This window comes from Paenibacillus mobilis (genome assembly GCF_058267595.1).
Map to the genome: position 1 here is coordinate 493,996 of NZ_JBZCMS010000002.1, position 22,671 is coordinate 516,666.

The 22,671-nt window shown below is 51.8% G+C and carries 19 protein-coding genes and 1 pseudogene; 4 read left to right on the forward strand and 16 right to left on the reverse strand.

Translation table 11 applies throughout. The features are described from left to right. The gene (gene aroQ / locus AC3ZPD_RS05560) at window positions 1-453 is read right to left on the reverse strand and encodes a type II 3-dehydroquinate dehydratase (RefSeq protein WP_490983270.1); all 453 of its coding nucleotides are present in this window, start codon (window positions 451-453) and stop codon (window positions 1-3) included. Window positions 454-532: 79 nt separating this feature from the next. Then, window positions 533-1,102: a YqhR family membrane protein gene (locus AC3ZPD_RS05565; RefSeq protein WP_490983271.1), complete on the reverse strand. Its 570-nt coding sequence runs from the start codon at window positions 1,100-1,102 to the stop codon at window positions 533-535. A 197-nt stretch (window positions 1,103-1,299) separates the two neighbouring features. Here AC3ZPD_RS05565 and AC3ZPD_RS05570 point away from each other — a divergent pair, with 197 nt between their 5' ends. Next, window positions 1,300-2,295: a DUF1385 domain-containing protein gene (locus tag AC3ZPD_RS05570; RefSeq protein WP_490983272.1), complete on the forward strand. Its 996-nt coding sequence runs from the start codon at window positions 1,300-1,302 to the stop codon at window positions 2,293-2,295. A gap of 4 nt (window positions 2,296-2,299) precedes the next feature. Further along, a complete protein-coding gene (locus tag AC3ZPD_RS05575; protein ID WP_490983273.1) occupies window positions 2,300-2,629 on the forward strand; it encodes a hypothetical protein in 330 nt (109 codons plus the stop codon). Here AC3ZPD_RS05575 and AC3ZPD_RS05580 read toward each other — a convergent pair. The 3 genes from AC3ZPD_RS05580 to mntR form a co-directional block, all read right to left on the reverse strand. Then, window positions 2,626-3,594, reverse strand: coding sequence for a patatin-like phospholipase family protein (locus tag AC3ZPD_RS05580; protein ID WP_490983274.1), 969 nt, complete (start codon window positions 3,592-3,594; stop codon window positions 2,626-2,628). The two genes, AC3ZPD_RS05575 and AC3ZPD_RS05580, sit on opposite strands and share 4 nt — an antisense overlap. Window positions 3,595-3,692: 98 nt before the next feature. Then, the gene (locus AC3ZPD_RS05585) at window positions 3,693-5,360 is read right to left on the reverse strand and encodes a family 10 glycosylhydrolase (RefSeq protein ID WP_490983275.1); all 1,668 of its coding nucleotides are present in this window, start codon (window positions 5,358-5,360) and stop codon (window positions 3,693-3,695) included. Between the two features lie 108 nt (window positions 5,361-5,468). Further along, window positions 5,469-5,894, reverse strand: a complete 426-nt coding sequence (mntR, locus tag AC3ZPD_RS05590) for a transcriptional regulator MntR (protein ID WP_068696119.1) — start codon at window positions 5,892-5,894, stop codon at window positions 5,469-5,471. A 217-nt stretch (window positions 5,895-6,111) separates the two neighbouring features. Between mntR and splB the strand changes: the two genes are divergently transcribed. Then, window positions 6,112-7,182: a spore photoproduct lyase gene (splB, locus tag AC3ZPD_RS05595; protein WP_490983276.1), complete on the forward strand. Its 1,071-nt coding sequence runs from the start codon at window positions 6,112-6,114 to the stop codon at window positions 7,180-7,182. Here the strand turns inward: splB and AC3ZPD_RS05600 are convergent. Continuing rightward, window positions 7,179-7,895, reverse strand: coding sequence for a cytochrome c biogenesis protein CcdA (locus tag AC3ZPD_RS05600; protein ID WP_490983441.1), 717 nt, complete (start codon window positions 7,893-7,895; stop codon window positions 7,179-7,181). The two genes, splB and AC3ZPD_RS05600, sit on opposite strands and share 4 nt — an antisense overlap. A gap of 195 nt (window positions 7,896-8,090) precedes the next feature. Here AC3ZPD_RS05600 and AC3ZPD_RS05605 point away from each other — a divergent pair. Next, window positions 8,091-8,367: pseudogene (locus AC3ZPD_RS05605) on the forward strand (neutral zinc metallopeptidase); the annotation flags it as partial. Between the two features lie 109 nt (window positions 8,368-8,476). On the opposite strand, the gene metG reads toward AC3ZPD_RS05605, so the two are convergent. From metG to AC3ZPD_RS05655, 10 genes are all read right to left on the reverse strand, one after another. After that, window positions 8,477-10,498 carry a methionine--tRNA ligase gene (metG, locus tag AC3ZPD_RS05610; RefSeq protein WP_490983277.1) on the reverse strand — a complete coding sequence of 674 codons (2,022 nt, stop codon included), beginning with the start codon at window positions 10,496-10,498 and terminating at the stop codon, window positions 8,477-8,479. A 377-nt stretch (window positions 10,499-10,875) separates the two neighbouring features. Further along, the gene (gene yidD / locus AC3ZPD_RS05615; protein ID WP_490983278.1) at window positions 10,876-11,145 is read right to left on the reverse strand and encodes a membrane protein insertion efficiency factor YidD; all 270 of its coding nucleotides are present in this window, start codon (window positions 11,143-11,145) and stop codon (window positions 10,876-10,878) included. Beyond that, window positions 11,142-11,582 (reverse strand): Fur family transcriptional regulator, encoded by a 441-nt coding sequence (locus AC3ZPD_RS05620; RefSeq protein WP_490983279.1) that lies wholly within the window; start codon window positions 11,580-11,582, stop codon window positions 11,142-11,144. Before AC3ZPD_RS05620 ends, yidD begins: the two co-directional genes overlap by 4 nt. 233 nt (window positions 11,583-11,815) lie before the next feature. Continuing rightward, window positions 11,816-14,131: a stalk domain-containing protein gene (locus tag AC3ZPD_RS05625; RefSeq protein WP_490983280.1), complete on the reverse strand. Its 2,316-nt coding sequence runs from the start codon at window positions 14,129-14,131 to the stop codon at window positions 11,816-11,818. A gap of 163 nt (window positions 14,132-14,294) precedes the next feature. Beyond that, on the reverse strand, window positions 14,295-15,950 hold the full coding sequence (gene nagZ / locus AC3ZPD_RS05630) for a beta-N-acetylhexosaminidase (RefSeq protein WP_490983281.1): 1,656 nt from the start codon (window positions 15,948-15,950) through the stop codon (window positions 14,295-14,297). Window positions 15,951-15,956: 6 nt separating this feature from the next. After that, on the reverse strand, window positions 15,957-17,567 hold the full coding sequence (locus AC3ZPD_RS05635; RefSeq protein ID WP_490983282.1) for a response regulator: 1,611 nt from the start codon (window positions 17,565-17,567) through the stop codon (window positions 15,957-15,959). Further along, window positions 17,557-19,389 (reverse strand): cache domain-containing sensor histidine kinase, encoded by a 1,833-nt coding sequence (locus AC3ZPD_RS05640; RefSeq protein ID WP_490983283.1) that lies wholly within the window; start codon window positions 19,387-19,389, stop codon window positions 17,557-17,559. Before AC3ZPD_RS05640 ends, AC3ZPD_RS05635 begins: the two co-directional genes overlap by 11 nt. A gap of 32 nt (window positions 19,390-19,421) precedes the next feature. Continuing rightward, complete coding sequence (locus AC3ZPD_RS05645) at window positions 19,422-20,252, reverse strand: carbohydrate ABC transporter permease (protein WP_490983284.1); 831 nt, start codon at window positions 20,250-20,252, stop codon at window positions 19,422-19,424. After that, entirely contained in the window at window positions 20,252-21,136 is an 885-nt protein-coding gene (locus tag AC3ZPD_RS05650) for a carbohydrate ABC transporter permease (RefSeq protein ID WP_490983285.1), read from the reverse strand. The genes AC3ZPD_RS05645 and AC3ZPD_RS05650 overlap by 1 nt, the downstream gene beginning before the upstream one ends. 108 nt (window positions 21,137-21,244) lie before the next feature. Then, window positions 21,245-22,642 carry an extracellular solute-binding protein gene (locus AC3ZPD_RS05655; protein ID WP_490983286.1) on the reverse strand — a complete coding sequence of 466 codons (1,398 nt, stop codon included), beginning with the start codon at window positions 22,640-22,642 and terminating at the stop codon, window positions 21,245-21,247. Window positions 22,643-22,671: the final 29 nt, after the last annotated feature.

Here is a 22,671-nt window from a genome sequence, read left to right on the forward strand (position 1 = left end):
TCATATCTCCTTACGGCCTGCTGACAAATGCCGGTGCAGCGCAGCAAGTCCCCATTCGTAACTGGCGGCGCCAAATCCGGCGATTTGACCGACAGCCACGGGCGCAATAACCGAGGTGTGACGGAAAGCTTCGCGCGCATGGATGTTGGACATATGTACTTCCACAACCGGGATGTTCACCGTTTGCAGGGCGTCGCGCAAACTGTAGCTATAATGGGTAAGCGCTCCCGGATTCAGCAGGATTCCGTCAATGTTCCCAAAAGCCGCATGAATACGGTCAATCAGGGCTCCTTCGTGATTAGATTGGAAGAATGAGAGTTCAATGCCCCATTCACCCGCAAGCCTGGCCAGCGTCGACTCGATATCGGCAAGCGTGGAAGAACCGTAGATGCCGGGCTCCCGGACGCCAAGCATGTTTAAGTTAGGGCCGTTCATTACCAAGATTCGGCTCATGGATGCCTCTCCCCTTTTCCTCTAAAACAACCAGAATTCATTTTACCATAGGAAAGATAGAGTTGAGAAGTAGTTTCCCTTAAACCGGGGCTTTCTGGGGTTCTCTCAGCCTGTCATCCGTATATTCGGTCGCTGCCGTATAGCCGATAAACAGCCCCCACAGCAGAAATAGGCAGATCTCGCTAATGAGGCTGGTCCAGCCCATCCGCCGGAGCGGAAGAGTAAGCGAAAATAAAGGGGACAGGATGCCGTAAATAATCGCCCACCACCAGACGCCGTAAATGATTCCCGGCCAAGGTCCGTGCAGCTTTCGGAACAGCAGGGTATAAATAACCGCAGCAAGGATCGAAAACACGATGAAAAACAACCATCCTATATAATAGCCGGGCTGGCTTTTAAGAAAGCTGTTCTTGAAAAACGGCTCCGCCAGGAAACCCGGCACCACGACCGTAAAACGCATAAAGTAAAAAAAGCCATGAATGGCTCCCCAGATCAAACCTGCAAAAAAACCAAGCTGCAGCGAGAAAAACAGTACAGGCGTTTCATGTTTCTTCTGAACCACCTGATTATCCCGGTAAGCTCCAGTTTGTTTGGGTCTGGATTGGTTTGATCCGGATTGTCTTCGTTCGGCTTGGCTTTGATTGGCCATAATATCATTCCCTTCTGTGCCTGTTCCTTCCGGTATTGGGTCGTACCTTATTATGACCAATTTGAAAAAGCCTAAACCAACTAGAATTTGCATCCGAAATTCGCTACAATAAAGGGACCGGGGCGGGTGTACCCTTGAAACCCCCGAATCGGACCTTACGTCTGAAGTTATTTATTACAATTAGGGAAGGTGAAGTTGTGCCGAAAACAGATACTCCTGTCATCTATGGCGGCCAAGCCGTTATGGAAGGCGTGATGTTCGGCGGCAAGCACGTAAACGTAACCGCCGTCCGCCGGAAAAACGGCGAAATTACCTTTCTTGAAGTGCCGAGAGAGGACAAATCGTGGGTAAAATCGCTCCGTAGAATTCCGCTGATCAGAGGCATAGTGAGCATTATCGATTCCAGCGCCAAAGGTTCCAAGCATCTCAATTATTCCGCCGAAGCAATGGCGGACGACAGCATGGATCCGGAAGAACGCGCCAAACAGAAAGAGAAGGAAGAGTCGTCCTGGTCGCTCAGCATGATCGTCGGCGTCACGATTGCAGGGATTTTATCCTTTATATTCGGCAAACTGGTCTTCACGCTGGTACCGGCCGTGCTGGAGGATTTGCTATTCGAGCGAATTGTCCAAAACCGCGTGCTGGACACTCTAATTGAAGGCATCATCAAAATCATACTGCTGCTGGCTTACCTATGGATCATTTCCATGACGCCAGTGGTGAAACGTCTGTTCCAATATCACGGCGCCGAACACAAGGTGATCACCGCCTACGAGCACGGAGAAGAGCTGACCCCGGCGAATGTGCAAAAATACAGCCGGCTGCACTACCGCTGCGGCAGCAGTTTTATCATTCTGACGGTAATTGTCGGCATCATCGTCTATTCCTTTTTCCATTGGGATAATATCTGGGAAAGAATGTACATCCGTGTCCTGCTTCTTCCCGTAGTCATCGGCTTGTCTTTCGAGCTGTTAAAGTTCACTAACTCGGTCCGCGACATCCCTCTGCTTCGTTTCCTGGGTTATCCCGGCCTGTGGCTTCAGCTGCTGACAACAAAAGAACCTACCGATGAGCAGGTTGAAGTATCGATCGCATCGTTTAACCGCATGCGCGAGCTGGACGCCCAGCTTGAAAACGAAATGGTGCACACCTCTGTGCCCGGCAGTTCACCATTGGATCCCGTGAAAGGGTGATAACATGAGAAGACAAGCAATTATTTTCTGGACGGTAATGGTGTTGGCTGCAGCCGGCCTTGTCAACATGCTGCTCAGCAACTGGATTTCTTTTGTGATTCCGGTGGCCTTGATTGTCTTGGTTTACTTCCTGTACAAATACCCGCCCAAACGCTTCCGGAGAGGGCCAAAGATTAAACCTTCGGCCCGCACGGCCGCCAAAATGGCAGCCTCCCAGCGGCGTTCCTCCTCTTCCCCCCGTCCTTCGGCCGACGGAAAAAGGAAACATTATCCTTTCCAGGTCATCGACGGACAAAAAGGAAAAAATGATGGAGACCAGCCCAAGTTTCATTAAGGATTCAGCATGGGCATGTATTTGAGATACTGCGTTTCATAATGTTTCGAATCCCAATTGTTAAAAAACTCCCGGCCTGCGCTTATACCTGATTGGTAAAGCCGCAGGCTTTCTTCTTGTTCCAGGGAAAACTGTGTGGTACTGACCCCCAGCGTAGGGATTTTGATGGTCCGGTAACGTTTGGACTGCTCGATATAACGTTCGTCGTGCGCAGACAGCATCGTTTCCACGATCGCCTCCAGCATTGTAAAAGGCCCGTGGATTTTATGCGGCTTGCCCGTCGTTTCCCCTACCATTTGAAACCCTACCGTCGGAATACCCGCCCCTTCCGAAGGCCGTGTACGCTGGTCAAACAGCCATAAAGGCAAATTGCTCAGCACGCCCCCGTCCACCACATAAACGAATTGATCGGAAAACGTTTTGCTTCTTCTTACGCCCGGCCCCATCCTCAGCATGACCGGATCAAAAAAGTAAGGGATGCTGCAGCTCATCCGGATGGCTTTGGCCACTTCAAATCGGCCAGGATCAAAACCCAGCTGATCCAGATCATTCGGGAGAACCAGGATTTTGCCGTGCGTAATATCCGAAGCGACTATGGAAAGTTTTCCGGGCTCCAGATCGTTAAAGGTGCGGATGCCTTTCATCAGCAAAGCCTTTCGCACCCAGTCCTCCAGCGCTTCCCCCGAATATAATCCTTTCTTGAATATAACCCTCAGGGCGGGCCCGATCAAGGTGATGCTGAACAGCGGCGCCCTCTTCAAAAAGCTGGAAAACGAGGTTCCCATTATAATTTCCTTAAGTTCATCGGCGGTATAACCGGCAGCTAGAAGAGCCGCCACAATAGAGCCGGAAGAAGTCCCGGCGAGTTTGTTAAAACGAACCCCGTTTTGTTCCGCCGCCTTCACTGCGCCTGCCAGCGATATCCCCTTTACGCCTCCGCCTTGAAACACTCCATTTATGAGCACAGCAAACAGCCTCCGTCCTTAACAAGCTAAGCCTTTCTCAAGGCTATTGCTTATGTATGAAGGACAGAGGCTGTCTTATGATTGGATCGGAAATGAAGTTAATTTACTCCGTAATACTTTTTCAGCAAATCGGCGAGGCCTAAAGGGCTGCTGATCAAATTGCTGGACCGGTAAAAAATGCTGCCCTGGATCTGGCTGTACTGCTCGTTGTATTTCAATTGGTTAATGATTTCCTGGGCCGTCTTCCAGCCTTTCTCCGGATATTGGGAATCTCCTACTTTGTAAGGGGCCAGTCCGATGTACAGCTTGACTGCCGTACCTTTGACTTCGTTCGCCCACCAGTCTACTACTTTATTATAGGCTGCCGCAGCGGTATCAAAGCTCCAATAAACCTGAGGCGCGATGTAATCGATATACCCGCCTTGGATCCAGGCTCTTGCATCCGCGTATTCGGTATCGTACGCCGCACGTCCCGAAGTTGCGGAGCCTGTAGCGTCCAGCGATTGATTTCGCCAGATACCCGAAGGGCTTATGCCAAACACGAGCTGAGGTTTAACCGCATGCATACTGGCCCCGAGATCACGGACAAACGTATTGATATTATTCCGGCGCCAGTCTCCCTTGTCCTTAAAACCTCCGGTATTATACGTTTTGAACGCGGCGCTGTCGTTGAACGGATTAGCAGCGGATTCATCGGAAGGATAAAAGTAATCGTCCAGATGGACCCCGTCAATTTCATAGTTGTTTACGACTTCCATAATGTCATCAACAATATGCTGCCTGGCCGCTGGAATGCCCGGATTCAGGAACAGCTTGTTGCTAGCCTTAACAATCCACTCGGGATGCTTAATCGCCACGTTGTTCGCCGCCAGCTTGCTGGTGTCGGTTCCGCTGGCCGTAACCCTGAACGGGTTAAACCAGGCATGGAACTGCATGCCCCGTTTGTGCGCTTCTTGAACCATAAAGGCAAGCGGATCATAACCCGGATCTTTCCCCTGCGTTCCGGTCAATACCTGCGACCACGGAACAAGCTTGGAGGGATACAATGCGTCCGCCGATGGTCTGACCTGCACAAACACCGCGTTGATGCCGTCAGCCTGAAGACTGTCCAGCATCGTGGTGAATTCCTTTTTCTGCTTGGTTTCATTCCCTTTGGAAGCGCTGCTTGGCCAATCCAGATTGGTTACGGAAGCAATCCAGGCTCCGCGAAGGGTGTTGCTGCCGATTTGCATGCCTGGAGAACCGCTGTCATTGCCACTGTTAGCACCACCGTTCTCTGAGCCTCCCGTGCCTGGGCCTGTATTCCCGCCTGACCAGCCGGGAGTAGTAAGCGTGATTAACTGGGCTGCCTGGTTCCAGTCGACGTTCAGTCCAAGCTGCTCGCTCACAAAACGAATAGGAACCATCGTCCGTCCTGCAACGGACTGCAAAGGCACGTCCAATTGTATTGGGCTGCCTCCCACTATGGCCGTTTCGCTTCCCATCACCATTTCTATCCGGGTACCCGTTTGGCTAATGGTTACCGACTTTGAAGCCGCGTTCCAGTTCACAGAAGCTCCGATGCCTTCAGAGATCACTCTTAAAGGGACAAAAGTTCTGTTCGACTTTATGTACGGTGCTACATCACTGGTTAATACGGCACCATCCAGCTGCATCGTAATCGGCGTTTCGGCTGCTTTAGCCGAATTCGGATTTGTTAATCCGGTCAGCGAAGCCAGCAGAAACAGCCCTGTTGCGGCTGCCATAGCTTTTTTCCAATAGCGCATATTAGATCCTCCCCAAGACCTGCTGAATCCTCAGCTTTGTTTCTCCTCGTTCCCCATGGTTCATTCTGCTGAAAATACGAAGGCATCTGCCGCAAGACAGATGCCTTATTACGAACCGCTGATCATTTCGTTATGAATATTTTGAAGTTCTTCGAGACGATTTTTATCGCGGCGGAAAAACTCCACCAATGTTTCTATGCATGTAATGGAGTCCCAGCTTAAATGGTGCTCAATGCCTTCCACATCTTTATAAACGTTCTCTTCCTGAACGCCGATCATCTCCAGAAATTCTTCCAGCAGCGCATGGCGGTCAACGAGCCGTTTCCCTACCTTTTTCCCTTTGCTCGTCAGCACAAGGCCGCGATATTTCTCGTAGATCAGATACTCGTCTTTGTCCAGCTTCTGGATCATTTTCGTCACGGATGAAGGATGAACCTCCAGCCCCTCCGCGATATCGGAAACGCGAGCATATCCTTTCTCGTCAATCAGCTTGTAGATGCGCTCCAAGTAATCTTCCATGCTGGGCGTTGGCATCCTGCTTCCCTCTTTTCCTTAGTTAAACGGCCACCGGCCGGCACTTTCACTCTTGTTAATGATACATGTTTCTGCAACTTCTTGGCAAGTCCCGCCACCTGTCCGCCACTCTTTGATCATATTTCCACGAGTCACGGAACCGGAACGGACCCATACTATGCCCAGGCTAATTAAGCTTTATGGTTAACCACTTTATGCCAAGAAAGGATGTTTCAAGATGCCGACTGCCATATCCGGAAGGACTCCCAAATCCCTCAAAGCGACAGCTCCGTTTATCCCGGACTTTGTCTATTTTGAACCGGGAGCGCTCAAATATCCAAAAGGTCAAAAAATTATGAAATGGGTGGAGGAAAAAAGAATTCCCTTTAAGCTGACTCCCTCCCACAACCGGATTACCGGAATCAAAGGCGAAAGCGATCTGGAAAAATATAAAAACGCCAAACGGACCCTCGTTGTCGGCGTGCGGAAAACCTTGAAATTTGACCAGTCCAAACCATCCGCCGAATATGCCCTCCCCATTTCAACCGGCTGTATGGGCCACTGCCATTATTGTTATTTGCAAACGACCTTGGGAGCAAAACCTTATATTCGCGTTTACGTGAACACCAATGAAATTCTGGAGGCTGCCAAAGCTTACATCGATGAACGAAACCCGGAAATTACCCGTTTCGAAGCGGCCTGTACTTCTGATCCTGTTGGACTTGAGCACATCACAGGATCTCTGCAGGAATTGATCGAATTTATGGCCGATGAGGAATATGGCCGGCTCCGATTCGTGACCAAATATCATCATGTCGAGCCCCTGCTCGGATTGGATCATAAAGGCCACACACGGATTCGTTTCAGCGTGAACTCGGATTACGTTATCCGTCATTTTGAGCCCGCTACCTCCAGATTTGAGGAAAGAATCGAAGCCGCTGCAAAAATCGCCAAAGCCGGTTATCCGCTCGGTTTCATAATCGCACCGATTATTTGGTACGAAGGCTGGGAAAACGGGTACGCCGAGCTGCTAGAAAAGCTGGCCGCCGCTCTTCCCGCACAAAATCTGAACGATTTGACGTTCGAATTGATCCAGCACCGGTTTACCAAAACCGCAAAAAACGTCATTGAGCAGCGTTATCCCAAAACCAAGCTGGATTTGGACATAGAGAAACGGAAAAAGAAATGGGGCCGTTACGGCCAATACAAATATGTATATCCGGATGATCAGCAAACCGTGCTGCGCGAGTTTATCACCGAACAAATATTTGAGCATTTTCCGCAGGCCAGAATCGATTATTTTACTTAAAAGATCAAAAAGTCGGGCGTGATCCGCTGAAGCCATATAGTAATTCCGGTCAGCCGCCCGGTGAACAGCAGCAGGCCCATAAGCACCATTACGGCGCCGCCCGCTTTCATGATCCAGCCCGAATACCGGTTCAGCTTTTTCACGGAACCTACGTAGAACGCAAACAGAAAAAACGGAACTGCAAAACCTGCCGTATAAGCTGTAATCAGCTTCAGCCAGGCGGCGGGTTCGCTTGCAGCCAGCGCAATGACCCCGGCCAGAATCGGCCCCACGCAGGGAGACCATCCGGCCGCAAACCCGATCCCCAGCAAAAAGGACCCTAAATAACCGGCTGCCGAGTTCCTTTTCCATCCCGGTTTCCACTCCCTGAGCAGCAGTGCCGGCTGAATCAGACCGGTCAGGAACAACCCCATAATGATCATCAGCACGCCGGAAATTTGCCGCAGCCATACCCTGTTTTCTTGAAATAAAGCTCCTATTGCACCCGCCCCGTAACCGAGCGAATAAAAAACGACTGAAAAACCCGCTATAAAAACAGCCGTATGCCTGACAACCTTGTTCCGGTTCTCCCGCTCGTTTAAGCCTTGTTTCAGCGTATTGAGGGATAAACCCGTTATATAAGAAATAAAGGAAGGGTACAGCGGCAGGCAGCAGGGAGAAACGAAAGAGGCCACTCCCGCCGCAAAAGCGGCCCCGATGTGAAGCTGTTCCATCATTCTTTTTCCTCCTTCAAAAGCAGCTTTCTTTCCGAACCGGTCGTACCGTTCAACGTTCGTCGCTAATGGAGTATCGAGGTTTGTCCTTTTTGTCCGTTATCTTTTACTATATAAATTTCAAAGAGAAAAAATGTCCGGTCCAGGGCTCATGAATAAATCTGCCGGCCGTCTCTTAAAGCCTTGACCGTGCAGTCGGCGGTTGGACCATTTTATTGCCCCGGCGATTTTGCCATGGCTTATGTCATCGCCCATGAGGTCGAAAAACCTGCTCGAGCAGGGTGACCTGGAGGAAGCGCTGACGGCGGCCAGCGCGGTAGGCGATGACGCCATCCAAAAAGCGGCCCAGGGCTACGTAGTGCCCGAAAGTTTTGCCCACGGCACGTCAGAGCAGAGGAAACGGTAGTTTTCCAAAGGGTTTGAGAATGGCACGATTGAAGGCGGAGATACCTTCAGCGCCAGCCGTTTATAGATTCGGTTTATATGAATGAACAAGAGGCCTTTCAACGTGAACGCTGCTCACGCGGAAGGCCTCTTTCCTCTGGCGGGTTTCCGCCGCCATATGTTGTTATGCTTTCTTCTTATTTCACTACAGCGCCGTTAGGCATATTGTCCGGCACAGTCGCCAGAGTCAACTGATCCCCCTGCGAAGCCGCCAGAATCATGCCCTGCGACAGCTCGCCGCGCAGTTTCACCGGCTTCAGGTTTGCCACCACGATCACTTTGCGTCCAACCAGCTCTTCCGGGCTGTAAAATTTAGCGATCCCGGATACCACCTGGCGCTGCTCAAAACCAAGGTCCAGCTGCAGCTTCAGCAGCTTGTCGGCTTTTTTCACCGGCTCTGCCGCCAGCACCTGGGCTACTCGCAGCTCTACCTTGGCGAAATCCTCGATGCCGATTTCTTCTTTGACTTCAGCGGCTTCTTCCGCTTTAGGCTGGGAGCCTTCGGCCGCCGCCCCGCCTTTCTCTTCCGCTGCCGGTACCCCGCCGGTCATGGACTCGGCAATATACGCGATTTCCTGCTCGGCATCCAAACGCGGGAAAATCGGCTCTCCTTTGCCGAGACGTGTTCCTGCCGGAATCAGGCCAAAGCTTTTGGCGCTTTCCCACGAAGTCAATTCGCCCGGCTTTATGCCGAGCTGGCTCCAGATCTTGCTTGGGGCCTGCGTAAGGAACGGCTGCAGGAGGATCGAAGCAATACGCAGCGATTCCATCAGGTGCACCATAACGGAACCGAGCTGCTCCTGCTTGTCGCCGTCTTTGGCCATGACCCAAGGTTGGGTTTCGTCGATATATTTGTTCGTACGGCTGATAAACTGGCCGATGGTAGCGAGCGCGACTGAGAATTCCATGTTCTCCATAACCTCTTCAACCTTCTCCACCGTCTTCTGCGCAGCTGCCGTAAGGGCGGCGTCGAATTCCGTAGCATTGGAAATATACGCAGGCGCCACGCCGTCAAAATATTTGCCTACCATCGCAACCGTCCGGTTCAGCAGGTTGCCGAGGTCGTTGGCCAAATCGGAATTTACGCGCTCTACAAAACTTTCCGGCGTAAAGCTGCCATCCGCGCCAAACGGCACCTCACGCAGCAGATAATAACGGGTTGCATCCAGGCCGTAACGGTCGATCAGCGTATTCGGATCCACGACATTGCCTTTGGATTTAGACATTTTGCCGCCCTTCATGAGCAGCCAGCCATGGGCAAATACCTTTTTCGGAAGCGGCAGCCCCAAAGCCATCAGCATAATCGGCCAATAAATCGTGTGGAAACGCACAATCTCTTTGCCGACCAAATGAACGTCTGCCGGCCAGAAGCGGTTATACAGCTCCTGATTGTCCGTACCGTAGCCAAGCGCCGTAATATAGTTGGACAAGGCGTCAATCCACACGTAAACGACGTGTTTCGGATCGCCTTTCACTTTTACGCCCCATTCAAACGTCGTACGGGAGACCGCCAAATCCTCCAGTCCCGGTTTGATAAAGTTGTTGATCATTTCGTTTTTGCGGGACTCCGGCTGGATAAAACCCGGGTTCTCCTCGTAATATTGCAGCAGGCGTTCGGCATATTTGCTCATGCGGAAGAAATAAGATTCTTCTTTGACCAGTTCGACCGGGTGGCCGCTGTCCGGCGATTTGCCGCCGATAATTTCGCCTTTTTCGTTTTTGACCATATCTACGAGCTGCGTTTCCGTATAATAGGTTTCGTCCGGAATACTGTACCAGCCTTCGTATTCGCCTTTGTAAATGTCCCCCTGCTGAAGCAGACGGTCAAAAATGTCCTGTACAACCTGTTTGTGCCTTGAATCGGTAGTGCGGATAAAATCATCATTGGAAATATCAAGCTTGTTCCAAAGCTCTTTGATGCCTACTACAATTTGATCTACAAACTGCTGAGGCGTCTGGCCTTTTTCCTGCGCTTTGCGTTCGATCTTTTGTCCATGCTCGTCGGTCCCCGTCAAATAATGGACATCAAAACCGCGCAGGCGTTTGTAGCGGGCCATAGCGTCCCCGGCTACCGTCGTGTAAGCGTGTCCGATATGAAGCTTGTCGCTCGGGTAAAAAATCGGGGTTGTGATGTAAAAGGTCTTTTTGTCTGCTGCCAAGTTAATCACTCCTTCTTAAAATAGTCCGCACTCTGTATCCTGTAGAATAAAAGGGCGCTGAACGCAAAAAACTCCCGTCCCGGTTCGGGACGAGAGCAAACTCACGTGTTACCACCCAATTTTCCTGCAGCTTCACAGACAGCAGGCTTAGCAGGTTCAAATGCTGAACCGTTCCGTTAACGCCGGATTCGCGCTTCAACCTTACCGTAGACACGGCTCGGAGGAAGATCCTCCCGGACCATCTTCCAGCGGTTCACCAGACCGGTTTTCAGCTTCCCCGGCTCTCTGCTGCTGTTTCGCCACTGTACTTATCCGTTCACTGGATAACCTATGTTGGAACTATTATTTCCTAAATATATGAAAAGTAAACTCCTCTGTCAAGCGTGCCCGCCCTGCTCGCTGCCTACGGAATCGCTTCTCCCCGCCTTTGGCGGCACCGGATCGATGCCTCCCGGATGCAGCGGATGGCATTTGGCGATCCGTTTCGCAGCCAGCCAGCTGCCCTTAAGCGCGCCGTGCACTTCAATCGCTTCAAGCGCGTAAGCCGAGCAGGTCGGATAAAAGCGGCAGGTCGGCGGCTTCAGCGGCGAAATAAACTTCCGGTAAAAATGAATTGGAACCTGCACCGCTCTCCGGGTTACTTTCATGACATTTGCTCCTGCCGTTTCGGATCGGCCTGGCAATCCTTGCAGTAGCCGAAGACCTCAAATTTATGCTTCACGACCTGAAAATGATCCGGAGCATCCGCCAGCGGCATCGGGCAAAAATGAATCGGGTAGGTCTTCTCGCAGCCAAGGCAAATCATATGGTGGTGGTGATGCTCATCGCTGCAGCTTGCCCTGAACTTCAGCCCGTCCTCAAACACGATTTGCTCGAGCACGCCCATCTCCTCCATAATCCGCAAATTGCGGTATACCGTATCAAAGCTGAGACCCGTATATTTTTTACACATATAATCGTAAACGTCTTTTGGCGTCAAATAACCGTCCGTATCCACAAAAAGTTTGGCAAGCGTCCGGCGCTGGTCGGTAATCCGCAGGCCCTGGCTTGACATCTTCTGAATAATTTCATCTGCTGAAAGCATGAAGGCACTTCCCTTCCGGTATTCCTCAATTCCTGTATAACCTAACCTATCTTTAATAATGCCTCAATTTGGCTGCAGCGTCAACGAAGCACCCTCCTGCCCCGTTGGAACTTCCCGCCTGAAACCATACTCTTCTCCAAAAAGAAAGACGGCGCAGGGTCGTGGACCCCGGCCGTCGTCAGCTTTGCCGGTATAAGGTTTAATATGAGATCATTCATCCATTATTTATTGCATTATTCCGGTTTTTCTTCAGGCAGCGGCTGGAAAAGCAGATTGACGGACAGGTTGCTGCCCGGCGCCGCCGTAAATACAAAATCAACCGTTTCTTCCGTATCCCCTGTACGATAGAGCACCGCCGCATCATTCGGCGCGTTCAGCACGCCGCTTCTCGGAAGGTCCACGATCACGCCGTTAACCATAATGCTGCCTACATAAGTGCCGCCGCGCGGGTTAAAGGTAATCAGCGTGTGAGGCGCTACCTTGGCCGTTCTAATCTTGTAAAGCACGCCAAAGTTGCCGGCATTGGTAGATTGGGTATAGAAAGGCGTATCAAACCCCGACTGGAACGGATCGCTCAAATTGTCTCCGATCAAAAGCCGTTTCGGTTTATCGCCAATTACGTCGTCGTATTCAATGACACGGGTTGCATCCGTGTAGGTTCCCCGGTTATGAACGCCGTCCCGGGCCAAAATGCTGAGCTGCGGCAGCGTTTTGATCGGGTCCTTGGCCGCATCGATCATAATGACGTCAAACTGGACCGGATAATCCGTATAGATATCGGACAACAAGGAAATGACCTGATTCGGTTTCATTTTTTGGGCGCTGAGCTCGCTGAAAATGACCTTCTGCTCCTTAGGAGCCAGACTGATATCCTGTTCGGCCGAACGGGTTTGCATAGAGCTGAAATATCTCTGTACGGAAGCTTTCCCCGTAGCCATGGCATTTTCATTTGGACCGGCGAATCCCATCGAATCGATAAACAGATTGGCCGTGGAATCATTCAAATTCGTGGCGATGACATACATCTTCACGTCTTTGCCCACCGCGTTGGCATGGTGAATCATGAAACGGGCCCGTCCAACCGTCGTTTCCCGGTACAAAACCCCTTCGCTGTAGTTGGTTTCGGGGCTGTTGCTGCGGATCAGCGTAACCGGTTCGGTCGTGAAGGAGTAATTCACTCTCTCCCAGTTTGGAACCTGACTGCCTTCGAATTGATATTTGTCTCCTACCGGCACAAACAATTTGTTAAAGTCCGACTCGTTATACAACGTTTCGTCCGTAATCATAATTGTATGTTCGACCGTCGAAGTCAGTCCGAATTTATTCGTCACCTTCAAACGGATCGTCTGAGGTCCTGGCGTAAAAAAGGCCAGCTTGTTATTTTCCCACACGGTGGAAGTGATGGAGTTCTCTTCGTCCGTGCTTTGGTCGGTATAAGTGATTTTTTCACCCATCTTGTAGGTGTCTTTATCGGTTGTAAAAGCAGCCACCGGAGGGGTATGCGGCTTCTGCACATTGATCGTTACCGAATACCAGTCACTCCAATTCCCTGCCGAATCCTGAACGCGGTAGCTGACCACATAGGAGCCCGGCGTAGAAAATATATCCTGACGCCCTGTCCATTCCTCGTTCACGATGGCAAGTCCGGTCGGTGAAGAAGACGTAGTCTGATAGGTAACCTGCGTTTCCCCGGCAATAATTTCGCTTGGCGAAACGGTAAATTTTGCTACCGGCTTGGCCGTGATGTCCAAAGTGATTTGTTTGGTTTTCATATCCAGCACATAAGGCAGCTTAAGCGCTGCGGTAATGGACGTAAAAGGCACCATGAAATTGCTGTTTTTGGTGGCGTAAGATTTCCCTTTCATCGTCGTGACTACGCCGTTGACCTTGTAAGTGTTGCTGTTCAGCTTAAAGCGCATTTCATCCAAGCCGCGCGTAATCACGGTTTCTTTAGTAGCGCTGTCATAACGAATCGCCAAGCCAACACGGTTGACCAGCGAGCGGATCGCTACGTAAGAAACGCCGTTTTTGACCGTCATCGGCTCAGAAGCTTTATATTGAATCCCGTTCTGGTACATAATGTTGGTGTTCAGCAGCAAAATGAGTTTGCCGGGTGAAGCCGCCGAAACAGCCTGCGCATTGCCTGTTGGCGCGTTGTTGCCTGTGACAGATGTCCCGGTCGATGAACCGGTAGGATCTCCAGAAGCCGGATTTCCAGGATCATCAGTACCCGGGGCAGGCGAGCCGCTCGCAGGATCGGAGGATGAAGAAGGATCCGGTGTAGAAGTCGGATCAGGCGTTGCAGCCGGGTCTGGTGTAGCGGACGAATCTGGTGTTCCTGCCGGGTCCGGCGTCGCTTCCGAATTCGGTGGCTCGGTCTGGTCGGTTGATGGCGACTCCATGCCGTTAGCCTCTGAGGAAGAGGCAACCTTCTGCTGAATAGTCTGTTTAGTCGAGCTAGTACCTGAATCTGCGCCGGCGCTCGGGAGAACCATGGCGATCTGGGTTGCTGCTAGAATAATCGTAAGTAAAAGTCTGCGGAATTTCATTATGTGCTCCTTTATCTCTGTATTAAAATCTTGTAAACTCTCGTTCAAAAGTAACATACTATTAAACGCTCCAACACTATGAAAGTTGCTAATTGTCAAAAAAAAATGTAAAAACCGGTAAAAACGACCTGAGTTCAGTCTGTTTTCCGGTTTTTCCGAGAAATTATACGCGGCTCAATCCCGAGCCGATTGGATAAACATGAGCTAACGCAACCGGCAATCTGCCTTCCGGCTGTTGTTTGCCCGCAAGCACCGCAGCCGCGGCATCCAAGGCAAAAGGCCTGTTCTCATAAGCGCATAAATAAGCCTGAACTTCAGGAAAATGTTTAAGATCATACGGGTTCCTGGCGGATACAACCGCGAGATGCCGCGGCTTCTGCTCCAAAATGCCCTTCACCAGGTCGAGCTGCCCCCGGGGCAGCTCCCCCTCAGCCGTATAGGTTACGACGACCACCTGCTGGCACAAGCGGGCTTCCTGGAGCACGGCCTGCACCTCTTCCGGCTCCGCGCGGGTGCCAATTTCCGCCAGCTTGATCTCTGAAAGGTAAGGCTTTAAAGCATCCGCCAAGGTATACCGGTATTCGGCGGCCTCATCAACTTCCGTGCGATGCCTTAACTCCGGCCAAACGACCAGCGTAGGCAGCGCCGGATCCAGCGGGAGCTGTGGCGGAATGCCCTCATTTTTCACGAGAGTAACAGAACGTCCAGCCGCCTGCTCCAGTAGAGGAACCGTCTCTTCTGCCGGAAGGAGAGGTTCTCCCGGTTTCGGCAGTTCCGCCGCCAGGAAAGCAGCGGCCTCGGAAGCCAGGCTGCTTTTCAGGGCTAAAACCCGCTCCAATGACCGGTCAACCGCCGCTTCGGGCAACCGGCCGGATCGGACGGCGGCAACCGCCGCTTCCAGGGCTGCCGTTTGCTCCGCCAAAGTATGGCTGACCAGCACCAGATCCGCTCCCGCTTCGAGCGCCCTTACCGCTCCCTCCGCCGTTCCGTAATGGTCATATATCGCCTTCATTTCCAGGCAATCGGTTACAATTACGCCTTCGAAACCCAGTTCATCCCGCAGCAAATCCGTAAGGACCGCCCGGGAAAGGGTAGCCGGAGTGCCTTCGGGCTCAAAGGCCGGAAAAACGACATGAGCGGTCATGATCGCTTTCACCCCGGACTGGATCAGGCGTTTGAAAGGCAGCAGCTCCACCTCATATAACCTTCGCCGGTCATGCGGAACGGCGGCAAGGCCCAAGTGGGAATCCACCGCCGTATCTCCATGCCCGGGAAAATGTTTGGCCGTGGCTGCCATTCCGTTTTGCTGAAATCCGCGGACCGCCGCCTCTCCATGTTCGGCTACCTTTGCAGGATCCTCCGAATAAGAGCGCACCCCAATAACCGGGTTAAGCGGGTTGTTGTTAACGTCGACGCAGGGAGCAAAGTTCATATTGATGCCAAGCCGCTTCAGCTCTTTCGCCGAAAGCGCCGCGATCGCCTCCGTCAAGGCCGGGTCGCCTGCGGCTCCTAATGACATATTGCCCGGAATTCGGCTGATTCCTTCATGGTCCAGACGCGAAACCATTCCGCCTTCCTGATCGATCGCCATCAGCAAGGGCACTCCGCCCGAAACCTCCATCCCCATCCGCTGCAGGTCCGCCGACAGCTTTGCCAGCTGTGCCGCCGATTCTACATTCCTACGGAAATAAATGACGCCACCTACCTGATATTTACGGATCAAAGCGGTGATCTGTTCATCCGGCGTAATGCTGTGGAAACCGCAGACGAACAATTGACCGACCTTCTGCTCCAATGTCATCGCTTCCCTGTTCAACATCCATGCTCACTCCTTCACCGCGCCGCCCTGGCTGCCGACGGCCGAAGCTCGGTAATCCGAAGGGGTAACGCCGGTGTATTTTTGGAACACTTTAGTAAAATAACGTCTCTCCTGATACCCGAGTCCCTGCCCGATCTGCGTGATGCTCGCATCGCTGGAGGCCAGCTGCCGTTTCGCCGACTCCATCCGCTGCCTGGTTACATATTCGACGAATGTTTCCCCGTAATGGTTTTTGAACAGCAGGCAGAAATAACTGCAGCTGATGCCCAGATGATCCGCCACCTCTTCGATGCCGAAATCTCCGCCTAGATGTTTAATGATATATTCACCCGCCGCAGCCATCAGCTGTTCAGCCGGCTTCCGGGAAGAACCCGGCGCCTTCGGCCGGGCGGCCAGCCCGCTCAGCAGGCTCATCAAATCCTTGAGCCCCAGCGGCTTCTGGAGCTCCTGCCAGACGGCCTCTTCCTCTTGGTCCTTAAGCTGCTGCAGCTCCCTCATCTCCCGGAGGAGATGGATGAGAATATAATGCAGCATTTTTTCCGCACGCAGGGCGGCATGTTCATCCAGCCTGGCCAGATCGGTTTTCAGCTCCTCGATGACCTTCCGGACCGCTCCCTCGTCTTCCCCGCGCAGCGCCCCGCCTATCCGCTCCAGCCAGCGCCACTGGAATTCCGCCGTTTCTTCGGGAACGGCAGTCGGCTCCTGCTTCAGCTCCTCCCCATCCAGCAGCCATTCCTTGGAAGGCGTGAGAAGAAGCAAACGCTGAATCCGGTGGTAAACCACCGACAGCTCGCTCAAGGAAAAAGGCCCTTTTTCCGCAAAAATCCGGACCTGCAGCTCTTCTCCCGCCGTGTCCGCCCACTGCTGCATCTCCGTATAGACGGGGAACAACGCAGCCCGGTCAGCTTGAAGGTCGCCAGGATAAAATACAAACCATTCCCCTTCGCGCAACTGGAGCACGGTTTGGCCCTCTCCAAACGGCAATTGCGACTTCAGCAGCTTTTTCATGACACAGTTAAACCGTTTGCGTTCTTCGCGGCTCCAAAAAGTCGAAGCTTTCGCATACCCGCCGAGATCGGCAAGCAGGACGGAATAACGTTTTACCGACAAAAGCTCCTCGTCCCCGTCCTCCTCCGCACTGAACTCGCTCTGCCCGGCCAGCATCCTTGCCATAAAATGCTCGCTGGCCCAGTTCACGACCGAATTCAGCTGGCTTTCGCGCCGGCTGTTTCCGCGTTCCGCCCGGATCTGCTGGGCAATCTTGCCGACGGTTTGTTCAAGCAGCTCATAATGAATCGGTTTGCTGATGTAATCCTTAACCCCGTAACGGATAGCCGTACGGGCATATTCGAATTCCTGATAGCCGGTCAGCAGCAGGATTTCCGTCTTCATGCCGCGCTCGCGGATTTCTTTGGCCAGCGACAAGCCATCCATGACGGGCATCCGGATATCGCTCAGAATAAGATCGATCTGCTGGGCTTCGGCCAGCTTGAGCGCTTCCATGCCGTTTCGGGCCATCCCTGCTATTTCGATGCCCAGCTCTTCCCACCTCAGCACTTTGGACAAATTGTTCAGAATCGGATATTCATCGTCTACAAGCAGCGCTTTAAGCTTCATGAGGATCACCCAATTCGTATTTTGGTAAAATGCATTGAATAGCCACGCCCATCCCGGGCGCCGTGCAAACCATCAAGCCGTACTCTTTGCCGTATTGAAGCCGGATGCGGTCGGCCACGTTGCGAAGACCGATGCCCCTCCGCTCCTCACCCGGATAAAAAGCCTGCATCTGCTGCTCGTTCCACTCGGGATCCAGGCTTAAACTCGCGAGCAGCTCGGTGCCGGTCATTCCCAAGCCGTTGTCCTCCACCCGAAGCAGGATCCGGTCCTCCTGCACGCTCCCGGAGATATGCAGTTTTCCTTTATAAGCAATGCCTTCGAAGCCATGCTGGATGCTGTTCTCGACCAATGGCTGGAGCATCAGCTTGAGGACCTGGCAGTTCATCATTTCCTCCGGAATGTCGATCGTATAATCAAACAGATCGTCCCACCGGTATTTCTGGATTTCCAGGTAGCTGCTCAAGTGCTCCAGCTCCAGCCAAAGCGGGATCTCTTCCCGGTCCTGGATGCTGATCCGCAAAATGTTGCCCAGCCTGAGCACCATTTCGCTTACTTTGCGTCCTTCGTTCTGCACCGCCAAGCCATTGATCAGCTCCAGCGTATTAAAGAGAAAATGCGGTTTGATCTGAGCCTGCAGCACGCGAAGTTCGGCTTTCGCTTTCTGCTGCTGTTCGGATTTCACTTCGTTCAGAAGGCCGCCTATTTTTTCCGTGAGGTTGTTAAAGCCCCGCTGCAGAAGCAGCAGCTCGTCATTACCCTTCTCTTCGACTCTGGCGTTTAAGTCCCCGTCCTCTACCTTCCGCATGAAACGGACGATTTTGCCGATCGTGCCGGTGATCCGGTTCATGAAAAAGGCGTTGAACAGCAGAGCCGTAAGCACGCAGATGCCCAAGATCACCATAAACCATGCCGCAAAGGTCATAACCTCTTTAGACAGGTAGTCCCAGGACGTGATGGAGACAAGGCTCCAGGAATAATCCTTTAGATGATAGACGGAGACGACGCTTTCCTTCCCGTCAAAGCGGGCTTTGAAGCTTTTATAGCCGCCGCTTGCGACGGCCACGCTTTTTTCGGTGTAATCGCTGATGCTTCCACCGTCCAGCTTGTTCTGGTAATCATAAAGAATGGTGCCCGCATCGTTAACAAGCAGAAAACGGGTATCTTCCAGGTTGTTGCGGAGCTGGAGGTTTTTAAAAATATCTTCAAACTCCCAGTTTTTCACCTGCACGATCAAAATGCCGACGTTCTGCAAATAGCTGAGCTCCTTGATGAGCCTGATTTGCGTAAAAACCTGCTCCGATCCGGTCAGCTCCGGATATTCGTGCGGCGCGATCCACTTGGACTGACCGTTCAGCTTCAGCACTTCCTGATATAAGGGCTCCTGCTTGAACTTTTCGAAGGGAAGCATTTTAAAATTTTCTTTGTTAAAAATGGAAATGGGTTTGTCCTGCGCCCCCTCTTTCAAATTGTAGAGGAAGGCATAATCGATGGAAGGATGATTGTACAGCAACGAGCGGAAATTCCGCTGGTTGGCGTTGAGGCTTAACTGGTCTTTGGCGGTCAAATTCTGGTTATCGGGATTGCCTGAGCTTAAGGCCATCTGAAAAACGCCTTTGGCAATGCCGTCATCCGTCACTTTGTCCATGTCTTCAAAGACGCCGGTGATGCTGTAGCTGATCGATTTCAGCGCGTATTCCGCCTGATCGCTGTATTTGGTTTCAATATAATGAAAGACTGCGAAGAAAGTAATAATGCCCAAAATAAACAAAGGGATGATGACGAGAGATAAAAAAGCCGTAAACAGTTTAATGCGCAGATTCATAGGCAGCTCCCTGTCGGTCCATTATCCCTTAACTATCCCTTAACGCTGCCAGCCGTCACGCCTTCTATGATTTTCTCCTGCAGGATCGCATAGATGACGATAACCGGCACAACGGAAAAGACGATCCCTGCCGACATCTGCGCATAGTTCATCTGATATTGGTCCCGGAACTGCACCATCCCTACCGGGAGCGTCCTCAAATCGTCGTTGGACAGGAAGTAGTTGGCCAGCAGGAATTCATTCCAATTCCCCAGGAAATTCACAATAAACACCGTAACCATAGCAGGGACTGTTAAAGGTAATATCATTCTAGCAAAGATGCCTACCGACCTCAATCCATCCATGACCGCGGCCTCTTCGATTTCGCTGGGCAAAGACCTCATAAAAGCCGCCAGGATGATGACCGTAAACGGAATGGCGTTAGCCACGTAAGGAATGATCAATGCCAGGTGGGTATCCAGAATGTGAAGCTTGCGGACCAGCGTATAAATCGGCAGCATCAGCGCATTGTTCGGAATCAGCATCCCGACGAGCACAAGTCCGAACAAACCCGCCCCCAGACGGCCGTGCCTCATGCGGGTGACGGCAAACGCAAACATCGAACCGAACAAAATGCTGACGACCGACGACAATACCGAGATATATAAGCTGTTGAAAAAATACGTGCTGATCTTGGCGTTTACCCAAGCTTCCACGTAATTGTGAAACACGAACTTTTTCGGAATCCCAAACGGATTCAGCGCAATGGCATTGTTGTCCGGTTTGACGGAAGAGAACAGGACAAACAGGAACGGAAACAAAATGACGACCAGATACAAGATCAGAAAGAGATGCGGCAGTCCTTTTTTCCAGGTTCGGGTCATCAGTATTCAATCCTTTCATTGCGGCGGGCCACCAGCAGTTGATAAAGCACCGTAATGATAACGGTGAAAACAAAAATAAGCACAGCAATCGTGTTCCCGTAGCCGTATTTAAAGTTGGTAATCGCGTATTTGATCATATAGGTGGCCATCACTTCCGTGGAGCCCGCCGGCCCGCCTTTGGTCATGACTAGGACGATATCCGCGGCTTTCATCGCGCCGGCAATCGAAAGCATGATCACTACGGAAATGATCGGCCGGATCAAAGGCAGCGTAATCCGCACCGCTCTTTGATAAGCCGATGCCCCATCAATGGCGGCCGCCTCGTCAAGCTCCCCGGGAATGGACAAAATGGCCGCCAGCACCATCACGATATAAAATCCCGTCCACTGCCAGGCATTGGTGATCAGGATGGACAACATCGCGTATCGTTCGTCGGACAGCCAATAAATCGGCTTGATCCCGAAGGTGCCCAAAATCTGGTTCAGCAGCCCGATATCCGGCTCATAAATAAACCCCCACAAAATCCCGATCACCGCCGTCGACATAATGGAGGGCAGGAACACCGTAGTTTTGTACAGCCCTTTGAGCCTTTTGACGTGTGCGATCAGCAGAGAAAACAAGATAATCAGCGGCACCTGGATAAAAACGGAGAACACGATAAACCAGCCGTTGTTCTTGACGGAAACCCAAAAACGTTTCTGCTCCAGCGCTTTCGTGTAATTCTCAAGGCCAATTCCTTTGACATGGGTGGATACCCCATTCCAGCTTGTGAAGCTGTAGTAAAGGGAGGAGAAGATCGGATAAATAAAAAACATCACAAACAATATCAGTGCCGGCAGGAGAAATAGAAGAAAAACGGCAGGACTTCTTAGCGCTTTATTCATGGGAACCTCCAGAGAAGACAGTTTCTTTGCTCGCTCAAAGGCAAGAATGCGCCCGCCTGCCGGCAAGGCGCATCCCGAAGACTGATTTACAACTGATTTACAACCGTTTTATTCCGAATCCGCGTTGGCTTCGTCCTGCACGGCCTGGAGCTCTTTGCCCATCTGTTCAGGCGTTGTTTGCTTGCCGATCAATTTCTGAATTTGAATGTTGCTGATTTCGGTAGTGACATCGCCTTGCACCAGGGAGTCAAACGCCGGGAAAGAAGATTTCGAATTGTTCAGCACGTTGACGATCTCTTTCATCAGGTCGTCCGTGATGTTTGCCGAAAGCACGTCTTCGCTGAGCTTCATCGACGGGAGCACGCCGTCTTCGACAAGGCCCCGGATTTGCATTTCTTCGTTGTACATATATTTGATGAACAACTTGACGGCCTGAAGTTTTCTTGGATCCTTCTCTACGGCGGCGGAGAAGCCGTAACCGTTATTGACGTCGCGCATCAGCGCCGTTTGGTCGCCTACGCCCCCGTCTACCGGCGGAAGGTTAAAGAAACCTACTTTGCCGATCATATTTTCGCCGGACTGGCCTTCTTTGAATACGGATGATTTCCAAGTGCCGTCATACATCAGAATCGCTTCGCCGCTGGTGAACTGGGTCGTATATTCCGCATACTCAAAGCCCAGTTCGCCTTTCTTGAAGTAACCTTTGTCTTCCCATTCCTGATATTTCGCAAAAGCCTTCACCACGTTCGGATCCGACCATTTGGCTTCACCGGACACAAATTTCTGCGTCACGTCAGGTCCGGCATACCGGGCCCAAAGATGGTTGGCCAGCATCAGCGGCACCCAGCCCGCTTTGGATGCAGCGGCCATCGGCACCTTGCCGTCCGCTTTGATTTTGGCCAGCAGGTCTTCCAGCTCAGCCCAGGTGGTTGGCACCTTCAGGCCTTTTTCCTCAAAATAACCTTTATTGTAGAAAAATCCTTCGCCCGAACCGCCGATCGGCAGACCGTAGACGTTGCCTTCATAAGTAAAAGGTTCCAGCGACGAGAAGCTGTCCGTCAGACCCAGTTCATCCAGGATCGGACTTAAGTTGAGCAGCATCCCCTCTTTGGCATAGACCTGGGAGTCCGGGCTGCCGAACAAATCAAAAATATCCGGCGGGTTGCCCGCAGCCATTTCCCCGCGGAGTTTCTCCTTGCGGTTGACGTCCGATTCCACCCCGTCCAGCTTGATCGTAAGGCCCGGTACATCCGCTTCTACCTTCTTTACGACATCGTTCAGGATCGCCAGGCGTTTCTGTTTGTCGGCTCCTACCTGGGTATGGCGTAAAGTCAATTCAAATGGAGAAGTGTCCGTTGTGGATTCGCTAGGCTGCGTGGATGATGCGGAATCATTTGAGGCATTGCTAGCAGCCGAATTGCTGTTGCCATTGCCGCTGCCGCAGGCAGACAGCAGGGTCGTGGCCGCGAGGAACAGCGTGAGTAACAGAACCATGCTTTTCTTCATCTTCCAAAATCCCCCCGAATATTGATTTG

Coding starts and splice junctions, on each gene's coding strand:
- AC3ZPD_RS05600 (WP_490983441.1), bottom strand. CDS start 7,895: ATGGAACAGCTTCACATCGGGGCCGCTTTTGCGGCGGGAGTGGCCTCT.
- AC3ZPD_RS05620 (WP_490983279.1), bottom strand. CDS start 11,582: ATGCTTTCAGCAGATGAAATTATTCAGAAGATGTCAAGCCAGGGCCTG.
- AC3ZPD_RS05640 (WP_490983283.1), bottom strand. CDS start 19,389: ATGAATCTGCGCATTAAACTGTTTACGGCTTTTTTATCTCTCGTCATC.
- yidD (WP_490983278.1), bottom strand. CDS start 11,145: ATGAAAGTAACCCGGAGAGCGGTGCAGGTTCCAATTCATTTTTACCGG.
- mntR (WP_068696119.1), bottom strand. CDS start 5,894: ATGCCAACGCCCAGCATGGAAGATTACTTGGAGCGCATCTACAAGCTG.
- AC3ZPD_RS05655 (WP_490983286.1), bottom strand. CDS start 22,642: ATGAAGAAAAGCATGGTTCTGTTACTCACGCTGTTCCTCGCGGCCACG.
- AC3ZPD_RS05585 (WP_490983275.1), bottom strand. CDS start 5,360: ATGCGCTATTGGAAAAAAGCTATGGCAGCCGCAACAGGGCTGTTTCTG.
- AC3ZPD_RS05650 (WP_490983285.1), bottom strand. CDS start 21,136: ATGAATAAAGCGCTAAGAAGTCCTGCCGTTTTTCTTCTATTTCTCCTG.
- nagZ (WP_490983281.1), bottom strand. CDS start 15,950: ATGTTGAACAGGGAAGCGATGACATTGGAGCAGAAGGTCGGTCAATTG.
- splB (WP_490983276.1), top strand. CDS start 6,112: ATGCCGACTGCCATATCCGGAAGGACTCCCAAATCCCTCAAAGCGACA.
- AC3ZPD_RS05565 (WP_490983271.1), bottom strand. CDS start 1,102: ATGGCCAATCAAAGCCAAGCCGAACGAAGACAATCCGGATCAAACCAA.
- AC3ZPD_RS05645 (WP_490983284.1), bottom strand. CDS start 20,252: ATGACCCGAACCTGGAAAAAAGGACTGCCGCATCTCTTTCTGATCTTG.
- aroQ (WP_490983270.1), bottom strand. CDS start 453: ATGAGCCGAATCTTGGTAATGAACGGCCCTAACTTAAACATGCTTGGC.
- AC3ZPD_RS05575 (WP_490983273.1), top strand. CDS start 2,300: ATGAGAAGACAAGCAATTATTTTCTGGACGGTAATGGTGTTGGCTGCA.
- AC3ZPD_RS05625 (WP_490983280.1), bottom strand. CDS start 14,131: ATGAAATTCCGCAGACTTTTACTTACGATTATTCTAGCAGCAACCCAG.
- AC3ZPD_RS05635 (WP_490983282.1), bottom strand. CDS start 17,567: ATGAAGCTTAAAGCGCTGCTTGTAGACGATGAATATCCGATTCTGAAC.